The sequence below is a fragment of the Paenibacillus xylanivorans genome, from assembly GCF_001280595.1.
Lineage (GTDB): Bacteria > Bacillota > Bacilli > Paenibacillales > Paenibacillaceae > Paenibacillus > Paenibacillus xylanivorans.
Genome location: NZ_LITU01000070.1, coordinates 134,299 through 153,718, shown reverse-complemented (window position 1 = coordinate 153,718; position 19,420 = coordinate 134,299). Strand labels below are relative to the sequence as shown.

Below are 19,420 nucleotides of genomic sequence, written 5' to 3'. Positions count from 1 at the left end.
GATTATCATGATTCCTGCGTCAATGATGGAGATTTCTTTTGCCTCCGAAAGAGACCCTGACCACTGTTCTTCCGTATCGTTGCAGCCGCGTCATCATCGCTGATTTTCAGGGCAAAGCACAAGCCAATCAACAAAAACGCAGCAGCCCCCAGTAAAGCCAGACGGTAAGCCAGCATATTCGGCTCCATCGTTCCAGCAGCAGTGACCGTCGTTGTACCCACGCCAGCCAGAACAGCAGACAATAACGCCATTCCAATCGCTGAACCCAGCCGATTTTGCACCGTGAACCAGGTGGAGGCTCGTCCCATGGAAGGAGGCGGTATCTTGGCAAACGAAGCAATCTGCACCGCGCCTACCGTCTGTCCCAGAAAGATCCCCACGCCGAACAATAAGGAACGGATGAACCATGGATTCGTATCTACTGTGATCTGACTAAGCGTAATGAAAATCACTGCCGTGCAGATCAGACCCATGGATATCAGCTTTCGCGGGCCCAGCCGCGGATAAGTCCAGGGTACAAGCTGGGAAGCAATCATTAGCCCCAAGGCTTCCGGGAATGTGGTTAGCCCTGTCTCCAGCGCAGTGGCGTTTAGCACATTTTGATACATTAACGGAAACACATACAACATGCCCAGCAGACCTGCTGCTCCGCATACAGATACCAGTCCCGAATAGCGAAATAAGCGGTCTTTAAGCAAACGTAGGTCAAGCAAAGGCTGCTTCGTGCGCAACTCAGCCACAACGAGCAACGTCAATAGGATGATTCCTGTAAGGCCGGCTCCAATAATAAGAGGTGAAGTCCACCCTCGCAGTGGACCCTGACTAAGCGCGTACATCGTCAGAGCGAGTCCTGGGGCAGATAATAACCAACCCGGTACATCCAGTCGACCGGCTCCTTGTTCTCTGTGCTCCTTCAGATACAGCATGCCGAAGATCACCGCTGGAATACCGACGGGCAGATTTACATAGAAAATCCATCGCCAGGAGAGCTGGTCCACAATCAATCCGCTCACAATCGGCCCAAGGGCCGGGGCCAGAGCAATGGGCAGTATGAGCATTCGGGATACTTTAGCCCGTTCCTGAGGAGGAAAGGTTCGAAACAGCATCGCCATTGCTACAGGAGTAAGCAGACCACCCCCTGCTCCCTGCAAAATCCGGAAAAACGTCAGCGTACTTAACTGATCCGCCGTTGCACAGAGTGCAGAAGATACCGTAAACAGTGCAAGTGCGGACAGGAAAACCCGTTTCGTGCCCCATCGATCACCAAGCCACCCCGCTACAGGCAGGAATACGGCCAAACTCACCAGATACCCCACATTCAAAGTACTTGAAGCAGCCGGGGGAATCCCCAGCTCTTCACTGATGGTTCGTAGTGCTACGTTCAAGACCGTTCCATCCATGGCCACCATAAACATCGCCAGAACGTAGACGATGCTGACAATCACCTTGGGATTCAGACCGATTTTCATCTGCTAGTCTCGTGAATGGCTCCAGGCATGCCGGCTTCATCACAGAGGCTTAGTGGTTTCAGATCTGTCCATTGCTCGGCGATGTAATCAAGGCATACCCGACGCTTGGCTTTGCCCAGCATTAAGGTCCAACCCAAGGGTACTGTAAGGGAAGCAGGCCAGAGGGAGTATTGACCCTCCTCATTGATTAACACCAGATAATTGCTTTCTTCATGTTCAAAAGGGTTGCTCATCGCCTTATCCTCCTATTTATGTTGAATATTACGCTTGTTCAGCTCCTCCAGTTTGGCAGCCAGTGTTCGGCAGATTTCCTCCAGCGGCCCAGGCTGGCAAAGGTCCTTGTGACGGCAAGCGATATCATGACGTTCCAATTGGCCTCCAATGTACGCATTCCACATTTCCGGTTCAATCGGGTCGAACCAATCAGGAATAATGGTGGAACGGAAGAAGATCAGATCCCCCTCGAATCGGGATGGCGTGTAGGCCCCCAAGATCCGTACGGAATTTTCATAGGTCCTCCGCAGCTTCATGATCGTCTCTTCGTCCAAACTCGCCAGCGAACTACCTTCACTGCGCAGTATGCGCATAGCTGTTGCCATATCCAAAGGTCCATCCCCAATACTGTCCGGATCATAGCCACCCAGTGCAAGCAATGCGGTTAACGCTTCTTCCTCATCCGGTTCTCCGCGAATCGGCAGATAATGGCTCGGATACGCATCCAGCATGGCGAGGAACTCTACTTCTTCGCCTTCGGATTGCAGCTGCACCGCCATAGCCTGTGCAACGTTACCCCCGAGAGACCAGCCCAGCAGACGGTAAGGTCCTTCAGGCTGTACCAAGCGGATATGGCCGATGTAATCTGCCGTCATATCTTCCAGTGTGGCTGGAAGCTCCTCAACCTCGGCAATGCCTCTGGCCTGTAATCCATAGAGCGGATAATCCATACCTAAATGTTTCATCAGACCGGCATAACACCAGCTAAGTCCTCCTGCTGGATGGACACAGAATATAGGCAGATGCTCCCCATGTGTTCTGAGGGGCAACAGCACTTGAAGCGAGCTTTTCCCGGAATCCGAATCCATCTCCAATCGCTCCGCCAGTCCCGCTACAGTGGCTGTCTCGAATAAAATACCGATTCCCGGCTCCCGGCCCATGGCCTCACGAATGCGACTCATCAGGCGTACAGCGAGCAGCGAATGCCCACCCAGTTCGAAGAAACTATCGTCGATGCTCACACTCCGCATCCCCAATACTTCGGCAAACAAATCACAGAGGATCTCCTCCTGCGGGTTGCGAGGCGCTCTGCCACCTGTCGTTAATTGCATCTCCGGTGCAGGTAGTATCTTGCGATCCAGCTTGCCATTCGGCGTGAGTGGCAGGCTCTCCATCACCACAACTGCAGATGGAACCATATAATCCGGAAGGCTGGCGGACGCATGACGACGCAAACTAGCTGATTCGGGCACCGTTCCTGTATCCGAAGCCGGAACGATATAAGCTACAAGACGCTTATCTCCCGGCTGGTCCTCACGGACAATTACAGCAGCCTGGGCTACGCTTGAATGCCTTGCCAGCACCGCCTCAATCTCGCCAAGCTCAATACGGAACCCCCGTATTTTCACCTGCTGATCCGCACGGCCCAAATAATCGAGGGAGCCATCGTGCAGACGCTTCGCCAGATCTCCCGTTCGGTACATGCGGGTGCCTGCCGGGCCGTATGGATCAGCAACGAATCGCTCTGCTGTAAGATCAGGTCGATTCCAATAACCACGGGCCAGACCTGCTCCGGCTACATACATCTCCCCGGTTACTCCTGTCGGTACAGGCTCCAGGTGATCATCCAGCACGTATACCCGAAGATCCGGTATGGCGCACCCAATCCAACTGCTCGCTCCTTCCGTAGAACTGCCTGCATGCAGTTCCTGGTAGCTGACATGAACCGTCGTCTCGGTGATGCCATACATATTGATGAGTTTTGGCGCATCATCAGCATGCCGTTCATACCAGTCATCCAAGCGGCCAAGCTCTAGAGCCTCGCCTCCAAAAATCACATAACGGAGTGCGAGCTGCTGTCCCCAGGACGGATTTTCCCGGTCAGCCTGCATGAGTTGGTAGAACGCGGATGGCGTCTGGTTCAATACGGTCACCTTTTGCTCAGCGAGCAATTGCAGGAACGCGCCCGGTGAACGGCTGATCTCATGGGGCACAACGACTAACCGCCCTCCATGCAGCAACGGTCCCCAGATTTCCCAGACGGAGAAGTCAAATGCATAGGAATGGAACAAGGTCCACACGTCACTCGCGTCAAAATGGAACCAGTGCTGCGTAGCATCCAATAACCGGATGACATTGGCATGAGGGATAACAACCCCTTTGGGCTTACCTGTCGAACCCGAGGTATAGATCATGTAAGCCGGACTCAGAGGCGTTACGCGCCCATTGCGTTCACTATCTGCGGGGTTTCGTTCATCCTGCATCCCTAATTGCTGCAGGGTATGCGAATCGTCCATATTAACACACTGTATTTCCGCTACCTGCGGAAGCAAGGCGTATACCTCTGTACTCGTTACCATCACTTTCGGTGCTGCGTCTGTCAGCATATGTGTCAATCGGTCTGCCGGATAATTCGGGTCCAGTGGCAGATAGGCAGCGCCTGCTTTTAGCACAGCGAGAATACCCACAACCATCTCAACGGAGCGAGGCAAGGCCAGCGCTACCATTTGTTCAGGTCCCACGCCTTGAGCGATCAGTAATCTGGCAAGCTGGTTGGCTCTTGCATTCAGCTCTCTGTAATTCAAAGTGATATCCTCGCAGATCAAGGCAGTCGCTTCCGGTTGAGCTGCTGCTTGTATTTCAAAGCGCTCAGCTATGGTCAGATGCGCATCTTCATTCAGCGTAAAGGACCATTCTTTTTCAAGCTGCGCCTGCTCTGTCGGAGTCACGACATGAAATCTGCTGATTCGTTCATCCATCTGCTGCACGACATCCTCGAGCACCTGCATCAATCGGACCACGAGTTCGCCTGCGGTAGATTCCCGGAAGAGATCCGCACTATATTCCAGCACACCTTCAATTCCGCCTGGAGATCCGTTATGCTCACGCTGCTCTGTCAGCTCGAGCGTCAGATCAAATTTGGATGAACCCACACCATGCATGCGGGTTTCCGCCGTAATACCCGGCAGATCAAGACGAATATCCGGTGTATTTTGCAGCACAAGCATCACTTGGAAGAGTGGATGTTTGGAACGGGATCGAGGCGGATTCAACACTTCAACCAATCGTTCAAAGGGCAGATCCTGATGTTCATATGCAGCCAGATCGACCTCCCGCACACGGGCCAGCAGCTCGCGGAATGTTGGATCACCTGAAGTGTCGGTACGCAGCACAAGGGTGTTAATGAACATGCCTACGACTTCATCCAGCGCATCATCGCTCCGTCCGGCAATCGGTGTTCCTATCGCGATATCCGTTCCTGCCCCCATTCGGGTAAGCAGCAAGGACAGTGCCGAGTGCAGCACCATGAACAGGCTGACCTTATTCTCACGTGCAGTTACCATCAGTTGCTCATGCAGACGTTGACTGATCGTAAAAGGAACTGACCCGCCGCGGTAACTGGACACGATTGGACGGGCGTAGTCGGCAGGGAACGTAACCTGCTCCGGTAAATGGGCCAGCTGGTTGGTCCAGAACTCCATCTGTCTTGCAATCAGACTGTCCTGCTGCTTCTCATCCCCCAGTAATCTCTCCTGCCATACCGCATAGTCGGCATATTGAATCCGAAGTGGCTCCCAAGCAGGGGCAGAACCCTGTAGTCGTGCCGTATAAGCCTCTGACAGATCCCGGATGAGCGGCGACAAAGACCATCCATCTCCGGCAATATGATGGAGCAGCAACAACAGCACATGTTCATTCGTGCCGGTTCTGAACAATTCTGCACGGATGCCCGGTTCAGTGGAGAGCTGGAAGCTGTAGCGTGACGCTTCAGTCAGAAGCTCGGGAAGCTCCTGCTCAGTAGCAGCGGTTACATTCAATTTCACTTTGACGTCAGCGGAATTCAGAATATGCTGGCTCGCAGAGCCCATTTCAGGCGGATACAACGTTCGTAATGTCTCATGACGGTCTACAATATCCTGCAGGGCGTTCTCAATAGCATCCGCATCCAGCCTCCCGGCCAACCGGGCAACCAGCGGAATATTATACGTCGGATTAGCGCCTTCCAGACAATACATGAACCACAATCTCCGTTGAGCAAAGGAAAGCGGAAGCTCGCCCTGACGTGGAACAGGCTGAATAACAGGTCTCACCGATTTCGCCTGATCCAATCGTTTGGCTAGTCCTGCTGCGGTTGGAGCTTCAAATACACTGCCAATGGTCAGATCTGCACCGAATACATCACGGATACGTGCTGTAATTCGCCCGGCAAGCAGGGAATGCCCACCCAGTTCAAAGAAATCATCGTCAATGCCCACACGACCTACACCAAGAATCTCAGCGAACAGACTGCACAGAATTTCCTCCTGTGGTGTGCGCGCCTCCCGGCCATTGGCATTTGACAGCAAAGTGGGTACAGGAAGCCGTTTGCGATCGATCTTTTTATTCGGTGTCAGCGGCATCTCGGGCAGCAGCATGAATGCTGAAGGCACCATGTAATCCGGCAATGCATCAGCCACGTATGCTCTTAGTTCTGCCAGATCCATACGATTCTCCAGTTCAGACTCAGCCACTACATACGCTGCCAGTCGCTGGTTTCCCGGTTGATCTTCTCGAGCCATGACCGTGACCTGAGCTACACCAGGATATCTGGAGATTACTGATTCAATCTCGCCCAGTTCAATCCGGAAGCCTCTAATTTTGATCTGGTGATCTGCGCGACCCAAATAATCGATAGAACCATCCGGCAACCATTTCGCCAAATCCCCTGTACGGTACATCCGACTGCCTGGTTGACCGAAGGGATTGGCTACAAAGCGTTCTGCGGTCAGATCAGGTCTGCCCAAATACCCGCGTGCAAGCCCCTCGCCTGCGATATACAGTTCCCCTGCTACACCCGGAGGTACTGGCTTCAACCCTTGATCCAGCACATATAGCTGCGTGTTGCGCACGGGACCACCAATCGACGGTTTCCCCATCGCCCCTGTCTCCAACGATGCAGCCGTGGAATAGATGGTCGTCTCGGTCGGACCGTACTGGTTATTGACGTGACACCCCAGCTCCTGCAAAGAAAGCTTCAGTTCCTCCGTCAGTGCCTCTCCTCCGGTAATCACGGTTAGCCCATCGAATTGGCCCGGACGGCTCGTCACCAAGGACTGCCATAACGTAGGCGTAGCCTGCATTATGGTTGTCCCCTGCTCCCTCATCTTCGCAGCCAGGGCTTCTGGATCAAGAATGGTCTCTTTGCGTGCAATATCCAGCCTCGCACCCGTCGTGAGCGGCAGGAATACTTCCAGTACGGATATATCAAAAGCAATCGTGGTCACCGACAGCCAGTGATCCTGTGGACCAACTTGTAATCTCGTCTTCATATCCTCAAGCAGATTCGCCAGCCCCAAATGAGTTACGGCTACACCCTTGGGCTTACCCGTGGAACCTGAAGTGTAGATAATATATGAAGGATTGAGCAGAGAAGCTTTACTTGTCAGGTCATCAACTTCGGGATTACTTCCAGGCTGGCGACTCACTTCCAATGCAGTAATTCGTTCATCCATTACCATAATCGGCACACTGGTCATGGTCGGCAGATTGGAAGCCTGGTCCATCACCGTCACCACACAAGCAGGCTTGGCATCCTCCAACATGTAGATCAGCCGCTCTTCGGGATAGTCAGGGTCAAGCGGCAGATAGGCGGCCCCCGTTTTGTGGACAGCCACAATCGCAATGATCACTTCCAGTGAACGAGGCAGAGCGATGGCTATCCTCTGTTCCGGCCCTGCTTGATATCGCTGTATCAATTCATGAGCCAACTGATTCGCCCGTTCATTCAGCTCCGCATACGTCAGGGATTCCCCTTCGAATGTTAGCGCCGTTGCAGAAGGCGTGCGGCGGACCTGCTGTTCAAAAAGTACTGCCGAATTGCTTTCGGCCGTCACCTCTCCCCTTCCATTCCATGTAACCAATACTTGCTCACGTTCGGCAGGGAGCAGCAGCTCGAGTCGTCCAACCGTCTCCGTCTCCGTCTCCGTCTCCATCCCTTCCTGCATCACCAGGTTTAGAAGTTGCATATAACGCAACTGATGGTTCAGCAGTTCGGAATCATTATAGATGGACGGATTGGCATCAAAATCAATACTCAGCCCATGACCATGCCCCTGGTCCACAATATGAATGGACAGATCATCCACCGGACCAGTGGACAGGTTGTGAATCATGCCGCGCTGCCCCGCAAAGTTCAATTCATGGTGGAATGGCATCACATTAATCATGGGTCCGAACAGACGACGATTCTCTCCTAGAAGCTTGAGATCACGCCGCAGATCCTGGTGTCGATAACGCTGATGCTTGCGTACCGCCCGAATCTCCTGCACAACCTGTTTCAGCAACTCTGACACGGTCAGAGCCGACTCCACGTTGAGACGCAGCGGAAGCACATTCATAACCATACCCGGCACACGCAGGGATGTTGATCCCAACCGGCACATCACGGGCAGGGCCAGCACAACATCGGTCACCCCTGTCATCCGGTGTACGTAGATGGCCGTTGCCGCTACGAACAAATCCGGCCAAGTCACACCCAACCTTGCCGCTGCCGACTGCATTTGCTCGCGCTGCGGCTGTGTAAGCAGACCGCTCTGTCGCAGGAAATAGGTAGATGTTCTCGGAGCCCGTTCCCCCAGACTGACAACATCCGGTTCGTCTGCATACCGATCCATCCAGAACTGACGATCCTGCTCTTTGTCCACTGAGGCAAGATAAGCCTCGTCTTCCTGAAGAACGGCAGTCAACGAGCCGAACGACGCCGCTTGCTGTACTTGATCTGCAGCTTCTCCTCTTACACTTGCGGAGTATAGGCTCGCCACCCTGCGAGTAATCAGCGAAACGCCGTATCCATCAATCGCAATATGGTGAATGCGCTGGTACCAGTAATAACAATCTTCGCTCACCTGAAACAACGCCTCCATGAAGAGTGGACCTGTCGCCAGATTGACGGGATTGGCCAGATCCCTTTTCATCCAAGCCAGTGCTGCTGTGTGGGGCTCCGTTTCCTTCCTCACGTCAATGACATGAAATGTCCAATGATCCGCGTTGCTATTCAAAGACTGCCACGGACCTTGTTCATTTTCGCCATATACCATGTTCAGCGACTCTGCTTCGGAAACCGTCTGTCGCACACTTTCTTCAAACCGTTTGGGATCTATGTTACCCTGAATGACCACATACTCGGCGGTGTTGTACATCGGATTGTCCGGATTCAACTGCTGAGCGAACCAGATGCCGGACTGTGCAGAGGACAGGGGCCAAGCCGTGTTCCGGCTGTGCGACGTATGCACGGCCCCGCTCAAAAGTAGTCTCCGTTCGGGAGTACTTTCGTATAGGCCTTATCCAGCAACGCTGCCCATGCAGCTAATGTAGGCAACTCTGCCAAATCCACAAACGTTATTCCCGCTCCTTCCACACGAAAGCGCTCAGCCAGACTCATAATACGAATGGAATCCAGTCCCCAGTTCTGAATTAGGTCATCATGCTCCCCAATATTTGTAGGCTGCTCCTGCAGCATCTCTCCGACCTGATTTCTCAATGCTTCCAGCGTCAATCGGTTAACGCTATTCCATCCATTCTGGGTCTTCTCGGCAGCGGATGCCGTTTGCTGCTCAGCCTCTGAACCAGCCCCATGAGCGGGTGTGGCATAGGATTGTTCAACTTGCTTACCCGCCTCGGACTTCACTTCTTCTCCAATTCCGCCTTCGGCCGTGACATTTAGCGCCTCAAGCAGACGCCCGGTTGTCAATGTCACCGCGCACCGTTCTGATGCATACGTCAGAGCCATGCGATGTTTTTCCGCAGAAAAATCGGCTACTGCATCCGCAACCAGAAACGCCTGAATGTCTCTCATAAAGGCTTCGCAAGAAGTCATCAGACATCCGATATGAGCATAAATTCCGCAGACGATCAGTTGATCGCGACCATGCTGCTGCATCAGTTCAAACAATTCTGTTTTTTGGAAGGCGCTGTATCGCCATTTGGTCATGAACGTATCTTGCGGAGCAGGTGCGAGCGCTTCAATAATTTCTTTTTGAACAGGTCCTCCATCAATCCCCGCACCCCAAAAGTCCAGCTGTAGCCCACGTTGCTCCGGTGTCTGTCCGCCCGGTTGTGCGGAGTAGACCACCGGAATGCCGAGCTCATGACACTTCGAACGAAGTTGTGAAATATGATCGATCAGCTCCACCACAGGGGACTGCCCTGCCGTAAAAGCGTTCATAAAATATTGCTGCATATCGTGAATCAGGAGTACCGAGCGCTTCGCATCCGGCGTCCACGTTACCTTGTTGACGGGAAGCTCCGACTCTACAGGCATTGCATAGGGTTGAATCTTTGGAAGTGCCATGAATATCCCTCTTTTCAGCTTTATTTATTACAATCATGTTCATCATTGTGTTGTAATGCTATCTATTAGAAATCGTGATCAGGATATGGGCTGTTTAGTAGTAATCATCTCGCGCAACGCTTTTTTGCTTACTTTACCAACTTGAGTTTTGGGAAAAGACTGCACAAACTCAATCCGATCCGGTATTTTATAGATCGCCAGACCCCGATTACGCAGAAAAGATTTGACTTCGGCAGCTGACGGAGCTTCGCCGCTCGGCACAATAAACGCACAGGAACGCTCGCCCAAATATTCATCCGGCATGGATACCAATGCCGCATCATGCACGGCAGGATGGGCCAGCAGATGATTTTCCACTTCCTCGGCAGCCACTTTGTCACCACCGCGGTTAATCTGATCCTTCGCCCGCCCTTCCACAACGAGATATCCATCAGCCGTAAGACTCGCAATATCTCCGGTACGGTAGAAACCGTCCGTTGTAAACGATCTGGCATTATGTTCATCGGCCTTGTAATAACCACGAATCGTGTAAGGACCTCGCGTCAGTAAATGTCCCGATTGCCCCTGTTCCACATCCATGTCCTCGTCATCCACTATTCGTACTTCGTCATACGGAGACATCGGCTTGCCCTGAGTGTTAACAATGATATCCAACGGATCATCCAGACGGGTGTAATTCACCAGACCCTCCGCCATGCCAAACACTTGCTGTAAGGTACAGCCCAGGACGGGTTGGACACGTGCAGCCACCTCGGCACTGAATTTGGCTCCTCCAACCTGAAGCACTTCGAGTGAGGAAAGCTTAACCCCCCGGGTAGCAGCCGCATTCAACCAGATGAGCGCAAGCGGTGGTACAAGAGCCGTGATGGTCACCTGATGGCGCAGAATGAGCGAAAAGGCTTCATCCGGGCTAGACCCGCGTGACAGTACGATGGTTCCACCCGCATACAACGTACCCAGAAAGCCTGGTGAACTCATCGGATAGTTATGTGCTATAGGCAGCACCGCCAGATAGACACTTTTCGGGCTGAGCCCGCAGACTTCCACACTTCTCCGCAAACTGTAGATGTAGTCATCATGGGTGCGAGGAATCATTTTGGACAGCCCGGTACTTCCACCAGACAACTGTAGAAAAGCAACGTCCGAAGAAACCGGCTCATCCGGCAGTTTAATCGGATCTGCATAGGCATCTTCCAGAGCGGTGAACCGCCCAGCTTCTCCCGCCACGAATACTTGCCGAAGTCCGGGAACTTCTGCCTGAACCTCTTCTGCCAGCGTGCGGTAATCAAATCCTCCATCCTGATCAGGAATCACATAGGCTACGGCCTCAGAGAACCGGGAAAAATACGTAATTTCGCTCTTTCGATGCAAGGGTAGTGCGTATACAGGCAGTGCACCGATACGGAATAAAGCGAAACATACCTCGATAAATGCCGTGATATTGGGCAGCTGGATAATAACCCGATCATACTGCCGTATTCCCTTGGCATATAAACCGGCGGCCAAGCGATCCACCCGGTCGTTCAGCTCCGCATAGGTTAATTGTTGTTCACCGCTGATAACGGCTACCTGATTGCCATATTTATCAGCGCGCTGGCGGAGCATTTCTCCAAACGTAATTCCTTCCCAGCAGCCTTCCTGACGATAACGGTCGGCAACTTCCTCAGGCCAGGCCTGAAATCCTGACAGCATCACTCATTCCTCCTTCATACTGGACACAGATGAATTCAAACCCAGGGCGAGCAGCATTGTTCTGAACTTCGCTGAGGTCTCTTCCAGCTCCGCTTCTGCTGTAGAACCTGCTACAATACCCGCCCCAGCGAACAGTTTAAGTGTTTTGCCTTCCACTTCCGCACATCGGATTGTTACAGCCCACTCGCCGTCACCGTCACTGTCACACCAGCCCACCATACCTGTGAATAATCCCCGTTCAAACGGCTCCTGCTCCCTAATGGCTTCCCGAGCGGCCGGTACAGGTGTTCCACAGATTGCGGGTGTAGGATGAAGAGCAAACGCAAGTTCCAGGGATGAAGTGTTAGCATCAGCAAGCTCTCCGTGAATTTCCGTAGATAAGTGCCACATGGTCCGTGTCTGGATCAAGGAAGGCTCTTCCGGGACTGATAGCTGCTTGCACAGCGGACGCAGTGCTTCCGCCACAGCTTCAATGACTACGGCATGTTCATGGCGATCTTTAGCTGAAGCCAGCAGTGCTTCTCCACGGCGGCGGTCCTCCGCAGGATCTTCACTCCGGGCAGCAGACCCGGCAAGTGGATTGGCTCTTACTTTGGACCCTTTCCGGGTAACCAGCAATTCGGGACTCGCTCCGATATAAGTCCGATGTGTTTCTTTTTCCGCCTCAACATTAGTGCGTTTATCCGTTGTTATGTTAACTTTTGATTGAGAGAGCTTCGTCATTGGAACAGCAAATGTATATCCGTGTGTGTTATCCCTAAATAAATTACGGAGTAACTGATGCGTATCCACAAACGTCTGTGAAGTCACATGCAGTGTACGGGATAACACAACTTTGTGGAGAGCGCCTTGATTCAGGTCAACCAAAACGTTGTTTACGCTCTGTTGATATACTGCTCCGGCAGGCACTTCACGCACCTCACAACCCACCGCGGCCGGATGCTTCTCCACCAATGCCCTTAAATCGGGGGATAGCGGTTCAGCCCATTGTACCGTTTCTGGCACGAATAGCTCCGCAGAAGAATGAATGGGATCGAACGGAATGGCACCGACCACAATCGGTTTCGTTTGGCCCGAGCGTCTCGCCTTTTCCATCAGCTGTTCCAACCGGTTAATGAAAAGCTGCGTTTCTTCATTCCGCTTTTGTTCAGTAACATTAACCGCGCCCATGGAATCCGGTGTATTCGCCTCCGATACCTCCATGGCAGACCATCGAATCTGTTCCCCTTGAGCTAACAGGGTATGTTGCGGTGAAGACCAGAAAAAGGACGTCCCCTCCCGATATTGTTCCAGAAGGTGTAAGGCGGAAGTTGCAGCAACCGTACCCGCTTTTGACATGATTATCATCTCCTTATCTTGATTCAGGCACCTAACGTGGCGCCTCCGTCCACACACAAGTTATGCATCGTAATATGTCTAGCCTGATCCGATACCAAAAAAAGCACACTATCCGCTATATCCGATGGCAACGCCAGTCTGTTCAGCGGTATGCCCAGACGATATGCTTGCGGGGAACCCGCGATAACTGCCTGTGCTCCCTGTTCATCCGCCCACAATGCACGCTGCATATCGGTATCCGTGGAACCTGGAGATACAATATTACAGCGGATATGGTCTGAGGCGTATTCAAGCGCCAGACATTTGGTGAACATGGTTGAAGCTGCTTTGGAGGCTACGTAGGCGGACATGTGCATCCGGGGCACACCTGAAGCATTAGAACCTACAGTAACAATCGCTCCCGATTGACGTTCGGCCATGTTTCGTACCACAGCACGTGACATGTAAAATACACCATGCGTATTCACGTCAAAAGTTCTTGTCCATTCTTCATCACGGAGTTCACTTACTGCCCCCGTGTACAGTACACCCGCTGCATTCACCAGAATGCCAATGGGACCTAATGTCTCCTCAATACGCTGCACTGCATCTTCGACGGATTGATGATTGGATATATCAACAGGACAGGCTGTTGCCTGATGACCCTGACTTCGCAGATCTGTGACCAACTGGTTCAACTGTTCTTCACGTATATCAACAGCGGCAACGATAGCCCCCTGCTCGGCAAGCAATCTCGCCACGGCTTCACCGATCCCTTGCGCAGCACCGGTGACCACGGCCACTTTTCCATGAATTCCTGTATAACTCAATTCTGTTCCTCCCTTGCATTACTGCTCCCTCTCCTCTTGGAGAGATATGTTAGCCTGCTGACCCCGATTGGACCATCCGTAAATCCGTAACATTTTTGTGCACTTGTCTTTCGGCCAATCTCCCATACCCATACCTCTGATTGAGAAATGCTGTCGGCTCTTGCCTCCTACGACTCCGGGCTGCAGGCAAAACGCATCGTACGACTAATCAGAAACGGTAATACCGAGACATGGTTCTCTTCTTCGAACTCGGTATATTTAATGTCCAGACCCGGCTGCTTCAGCGCGGATAACCGTTCTGTAAGACTTGAAGCCTTATCATTGTTGCGCGCAGGATGCGTCTTCTCCTGTTCACCCATGCCAATCCACACCTTGACGTTCACAGGATGTTGCTCCAGCCGTGCGATAAATTCCTCTTCCTCCGCCTGCATGACGTTCTGATTCCAGTGAAGTGAAGGGCTACCCGCAATGTAATAACGAAAAGCTTCCGGTTTCTTGAACAGCGTATGCAGCACGAACAATCCACCAAGAGAATGTCCAAATATGGCCTGTCTGTTCCGATCGATCCTGAACTGCTGTTCCATATCCGGCTTCAGCACTTCTTCAATAAATTGCAAGAACTCATCCGCTCCACCCTGTTTCGGTAAAGGGGTTCCATCCGAATTCTGGGTGTATTCCGTTGTGGCCTGCGGTGTAAAGTCATAATATCGGTGCGGCGAAAAAGGGCCCGCCGTTGGATACCCGATGCCAACAACAATGGCCGGAAGCGCTCCGGTCTTCTCCGGTCTGCGGCCCTGTACACGAACGGCTTCCACCATTGTGCCAAACACCGAGTTGGCATCCAGCAGATAGATCACCGGATATCCTGATGGCGGTGGCGCTTCTGCCGGTTGGAATACCATGATCTGATAGGCATGATTGCCGTTGCGTGATTTCATGGTCCATTGTTCGGCGCGTGGAATCTGTACGGTACTGCGTGCGATATGTTCAAGGGTGCCAGATACGGGTTGATTGGGCTGAAACGTCATTACGGATGGTTCCTCCTCGTTGTTCTGCGTATATAAGTTGAATACTGAACTACACATGAAATGTTTGAGATTGATTCTCATTACCAATTATAAGAGAGTCGATCCGGCTGTCCCATGGACGATATCCAGAAATGATTTTGATTATCTCCATATTTCCACATTTCTGTAACTGAGTTGGTTACCCGCAAAATAAAAAAAACTCCCTCACGGAGCACCTAAAACACTGGAATATGTCCGGTTTCTGGTACTCCGTGGGGAGCTCTGCTTCTCATAATTGATACATCAATGAATCTCTAGATTATTGCGTTAACGCCTTCAGCGTGTCGTCAATGACATGACCGTAAGCAATCAATCCGCCGCCCAGCCACGGAGCTGGCTCCACGGCGTACACATGTCCGGCTTTCACTGCAGGCATGCTATTCCATACTTTGGTATCCGTCATTTCCTTCATGCTCCCTGGACCCTGTTCCACGGTGAAAATAAAGTCGGCATCGATCTCAGGCAATACCTCGGTCGATACCGTTGCGCTGTTCTCCGTTTGCACCAGTGCGGGCTTGCCAAGTCCCAATTGCTGATAAACTACATAACCGCTGAAGTAATTACCGCCCATCATACTAATACCCCGAGGAGCAAAACGAATAATGGCTGCTTTCTTGCCCTCGGTTACTGTTGCGAGCTTGGCTTTCGCGTCATCTACCTTCGCATGATACGTCTCGATGGCTTTTTCAGCCTCAGCCGTTTTGCCCAGCAGATCACCGATCACCTGCAAAGATTTCTCTACATCACCCGAAGCATTCGTAAATACGTAGGTTGGTGCAATTTTCGAATAACTCTCATATACACCGTTCTCGGCATATTGGGCCGTGTGTAGAATAATGAAATCCGGATTGTACGCCATCAGCGCTTCTGGAGAAGGCAGCCCACTGGAGAAATCGAGTGTAGGTATCCCACTCAGTTGATCTTGAAGATAAACATGTCCTTGCGTACCACTCGCCCATTGGGCTACCGGTTTGACACCCAGTGTCAACAGGGAGTCTTCCAGGTACGGTGCAAAGACACGCTCTGTATGCTCAGGAACGATGACATCGTGTCCCAGATCGTCTTTTACCGTTCGCTCACCTTTGGTTTCTTCCGTAGTACCTTCGGTTACAGCAGTCTCAGATGATGCCGTGGTCGATGCCTCCGTCGTTGGCTGCTCTTTCTGTGCTTCTCCCGCATTTTCTGATTTTGAGCCACAGGCAGACAGCAGACCCGTAATCAATACCAGTACGAGCATGGCCGAGAAACCGGCATTACGAAATGGACGAACGGAACGGTGTCCGTTACCTTTTTTCTGTTTAAACATGACTTATCCCCCTTGATAAACATTCTCATTTAGATAGATGGATTATATGTCATGTAGCCCGGGAATCACCATGGACGTTATCCAGATATACATTTGGACAATATCCCGTGAAAATCAGCAGCGCTTCATCCAGCATGCGCATCACGCCTACGGCGGAGTAGTCAAACCAGGGATCACCTGTAATCAGATGGATCTGATATTGCCTTACTGCCTTAAGCTGACGCCATACTGGTGAATGCTGCAGACTGAGCCAGTACGCCCGCGATGCGGCCTCAGGGCACACCATAACAAGAATCCGATCTGGATTTAGTGCAGCCAATTGTTCCAACGTTAACGGTGTATTAGTCTGAACATCCGGGTAGGTTTCCAGTTGCAAACCATTATTGTACAATACCTCTTCAATACCCGGATTTCGATACAGATAAAGGTGATGACCATACACTCGGACAACGATGACCTTCTCCCGGCCTACTTTCTGCTGCACGGAATTCCGCGCCTTCTCAACTCGTTGATTGTATACGCTAATCCACTGTTCTGCCTGTTCTTCCCGCTCTAGAAAAGCAGCAATCATACGTAACTGCGCACGCCAATCCAAGTGATACTTCGGTACAAAACAACAAGGTGCAATCTCAGCCAGCTTGGCCTGATCCTGTTCACCGATCTGGTCGGTACCCACAATAGCGTCCGGACGGATATGAACCAATCGCTCCACGTTCGCTTCAAATCTCAAGCTGGTATACGGGTCTGTCAGTCTCAAGTGTGACTGAATCTCTGTTCGGTGCGCGTTATAATAATAAGCGGTCCATTTGGGATCAATCGGCGCAGCGACAGGCATGACATTAAGCGCCAATAGCTGTCCAATGATGCTGGAGGAGCAGGTGGCGATGCGTTTCCTCGCATTTTTGGCATAATCCGAAGGAGATACGCCCACTTCTTTTTTAAATTTGCGGCTAAAATAATACTCATCACTATAGCCTACTCGCAGCGCGATTTCGCGAAGTTTGTACCCTGTTTCTTTCAGATATCGTTTGGCACGATTGATGCGAAGATCGGTCAAATATTCCATTGCACTCTGTCCATAGGTTTTCTTGAACAGATCCACGAAATATTTCGCACTGATATTGGCTTTGTGGGCGAGATCCGCAATAGACAATGGTTCATCATAGTGCTCGTCCATATATACTTTTACCTTGGCAAGATCCGTCTTGGGACTGCGGCCGGTAACGGGCAAGTGCGCAGAGGTCTGCGAATCATTTTCCAGTAACATAAGGCCACTCCTTTCGATCTGCTTGATCGGTTTGATATGAAATGTACAGTGCAATAAAGCTGGCACCATATCAACTTAACGAAAATGATAATCATTATCAATTAAAATATCACATTCTTTTCCATTCAGTCAATCCATATATGGAAGAATGTACACAGTTCGATGTTAAGACTATCCATGAAACACCGAAAAAGCTAACTGCGTGTTTTGGGCACGAGTTAGCTTTTGATGACGAATTGCATGATTAGGTTTGAAAAGGTTTGAAGCGAACTAGTCCCGGCTCCGCAGCTTGCTGAGCAGACGAATAATTTCAATATACAGCCATACCAGCGTCACCATTAATCCAAATGCACCGTACCACTCCATATATTTAGGAGCACCGTTGTCGGCACCACTTTCAATAAAATCAAAATCAAGCACCAGATTCAGCGCAGCCACAATAACGATGACGACAGAAATGCCGATTCCGATCAGACTATTGTCATGCAGATAGGGAACGGTAATTCCAAACAAACCAAGCACGAAACTGAGAAGATACATGATCATGATTCCTCCGGTTGCGGCCACAACCCCCAGCTTGAAATTCTCCGTAGCTTTGATCAGTCTTGTCTTGTATGCCACCAGCAGGGCAATAAAGACCGCCATGGTCAGCAGAGCTGCCTGCAGCGTAATGCCATTGTACAAATACTCATACGAGGCCGAGAGTGCACCCAGGAACATCCCTTCTGCCACTGCATAGATCGGCACAAGGTAAGGCGCGGCCACAGGTTTAAATGAAATAATCAGTGCCAGAATGAATCCGGCAATAGCCCCTCCGATTGCAAGAGGAAGCACTTCTTGCCCATTGAAAAACATCATCCAGGTTGCAAATGCACTGCCCAGCAGGATTACCAGCGTAATAAACGCCTTGTTTACCGTGCCGTTAATCGTCATACTACTCTGATACCGATCATCTCCATATCCTCTGGAGTCTTCAAACGTACTATCTTTGAGTGTGGGGTTACCGCTACGACCGATCAATACAATCACCTCTTCTATGTATTTGGTTTATCCTGTAATACCATCTCTAAGTTCTACATTTGCCAATTCTACGAACTACATATTGAAAAAATTCTTAATACTTCCAAGCAGACTTGGGATGCAATCCGCAGATCACATCCTTGTCTGTTGACGCAAGGCGTAGGCTATATGTCCCAAACTTTGCAAAGTATGCTTTACACTTCATTCAGTACATTCCATCATTTAATTCCGATTCTTATCGCCCTTGGGCTTTCACTGATATACTTATTTGTACAACACTTTATCTACATTGTATTTCGCACGCATCGTGTTGATGATATAGGTCTCGTAAATTTCGCGATCCACCGGATCTTCAATAACGCATACTTCGATGGTGGTCACTTCCTCGCGGTGTGCCTTCATTGGTGATACGGTATCTTCAAAATGTTTTTTGATGCGCGGTCTTAATTTTCGTGCTTTACCGACAAATAACAACTCACCAGCGGCATTGTAAAACATGAAAATACCGCCTTTTTCCCGAGTAATCAGGTGGAAATCGGTGAATCCAAAAATGTGGCTAAGCTGTGGATCAGCCTGCTTCGTGATGGTGACATCTGGTGTTGGCACAGTAATATTAATCAATAGGCTCACTTCCTCATTATCTATAGGTTTACATCCTATCATATATTATAAAGGGAAACCATTTCATTAATAAGAAGCAAGATTCAAGCTTTTTTCAACTATTACGACAAATATTTCAAAAAAAAGGTTAACTTCCCTGATTCAAAGTGGTACTATAGGGGTATGAGGAAGAATTTGGGCACTAAGACATATGTCTTTATATCTACTTCCGTCTATTGTACCCTATGATTGATCATCTTTTTCATACTGAATTCTGTTACGCGCGCACGACAAGAGTACAGTTAGCAAG

Annotated in this window: 12 protein-coding genes; all 12 read right to left on the bottom strand. The window is 50.8% G+C overall.

Annotated elements, in window-relative coordinates:
- Positions 1 to 5 precede the first annotated feature (5 nt).
- The gene (locus AMS66_RS20545) at positions 6 to 1,469 is read right to left on the bottom strand and encodes an MDR family MFS transporter (protein WP_053782563.1); all 1,464 of its coding nucleotides are present in this window, start codon (positions 1,467 to 1,469) and stop codon (positions 6 to 8) included.
- Positions 1,466 to 1,702: an MbtH family protein gene (locus AMS66_RS20540; RefSeq protein WP_053782562.1), complete on the bottom strand. Its 237-nt coding sequence runs from the start codon at positions 1,700 to 1,702 to the stop codon at positions 1,466 to 1,468. Before AMS66_RS20540 ends, AMS66_RS20545 begins: the two co-directional genes overlap by 4 nt.
- A gap of 12 nt (positions 1,703 to 1,714) precedes the next feature.
- Complete coding sequence (locus tag AMS66_RS20535) at positions 1,715 to 8,965, bottom strand: amino acid adenylation domain-containing protein (RefSeq protein ID WP_236703548.1); 7,251 nt, start codon at positions 8,963 to 8,965, stop codon at positions 1,715 to 1,717.
- Complete coding sequence (locus tag AMS66_RS20530) at positions 8,962 to 10,011, bottom strand: isochorismatase family protein (protein WP_053782561.1); 1,050 nt, start codon at positions 10,009 to 10,011, stop codon at positions 8,962 to 8,964. Before AMS66_RS20530 ends, AMS66_RS20535 begins: the two co-directional genes overlap by 4 nt.
- Positions 10,012 to 10,089: 78 nt before the next feature.
- Positions 10,090 to 11,703 (bottom strand): (2,3-dihydroxybenzoyl)adenylate synthase, encoded by a 1,614-nt coding sequence (locus AMS66_RS20525; protein WP_053782560.1) that lies wholly within the window; start codon positions 11,701 to 11,703, stop codon positions 10,090 to 10,092.
- A gap of 3 nt (positions 11,704 to 11,706) precedes the next feature.
- Positions 11,707 to 13,041, bottom strand: a complete 1,335-nt coding sequence (dhbC, locus tag AMS66_RS20520; protein WP_053782559.1) for an isochorismate synthase DhbC — start codon at positions 13,039 to 13,041, stop codon at positions 11,707 to 11,709.
- 23 nt (positions 13,042 to 13,064) lie between these two features.
- Positions 13,065 to 13,850, bottom strand: a complete 786-nt coding sequence (locus AMS66_RS20515; RefSeq protein ID WP_053782558.1) for a 2,3-dihydro-2,3-dihydroxybenzoate dehydrogenase — start codon at positions 13,848 to 13,850, stop codon at positions 13,065 to 13,067.
- A gap of 167 nt (positions 13,851 to 14,017) precedes the next feature.
- Positions 14,018 to 14,878, bottom strand: coding sequence for an alpha/beta hydrolase (locus tag AMS66_RS20510; protein ID WP_053782557.1), 861 nt, complete (start codon positions 14,876 to 14,878; stop codon positions 14,018 to 14,020).
- A gap of 298 nt (positions 14,879 to 15,176) precedes the next feature.
- The gene (locus AMS66_RS20505) at positions 15,177 to 16,223 is read right to left on the bottom strand and encodes an ABC transporter substrate-binding protein (RefSeq protein ID WP_053782556.1); all 1,047 of its coding nucleotides are present in this window, start codon (positions 16,221 to 16,223) and stop codon (positions 15,177 to 15,179) included.
- A 49-nt stretch (positions 16,224 to 16,272) separates the two neighbouring features.
- Positions 16,273 to 17,490 (bottom strand): AraC family transcriptional regulator, encoded by a 1,218-nt coding sequence (locus AMS66_RS20500; protein ID WP_053782555.1) that lies wholly within the window; start codon positions 17,488 to 17,490, stop codon positions 16,273 to 16,275.
- Positions 17,491 to 17,760: 270 nt separating this feature from the next.
- On the bottom strand, positions 17,761 to 18,510 hold the full coding sequence (locus AMS66_RS20495; protein WP_053782554.1) for a Bax inhibitor-1/YccA family protein: 750 nt from the start codon (positions 18,508 to 18,510) through the stop codon (positions 17,761 to 17,763).
- Positions 18,511 to 18,774: 264 nt separating this feature from the next.
- Positions 18,775 to 19,131: a nucleotide excision repair endonuclease gene (locus tag AMS66_RS20490; RefSeq protein ID WP_053782553.1), complete on the bottom strand. Its 357-nt coding sequence runs from the start codon at positions 19,129 to 19,131 to the stop codon at positions 18,775 to 18,777.
- Positions 19,132 to 19,420: the final 289 nt, after the last annotated feature.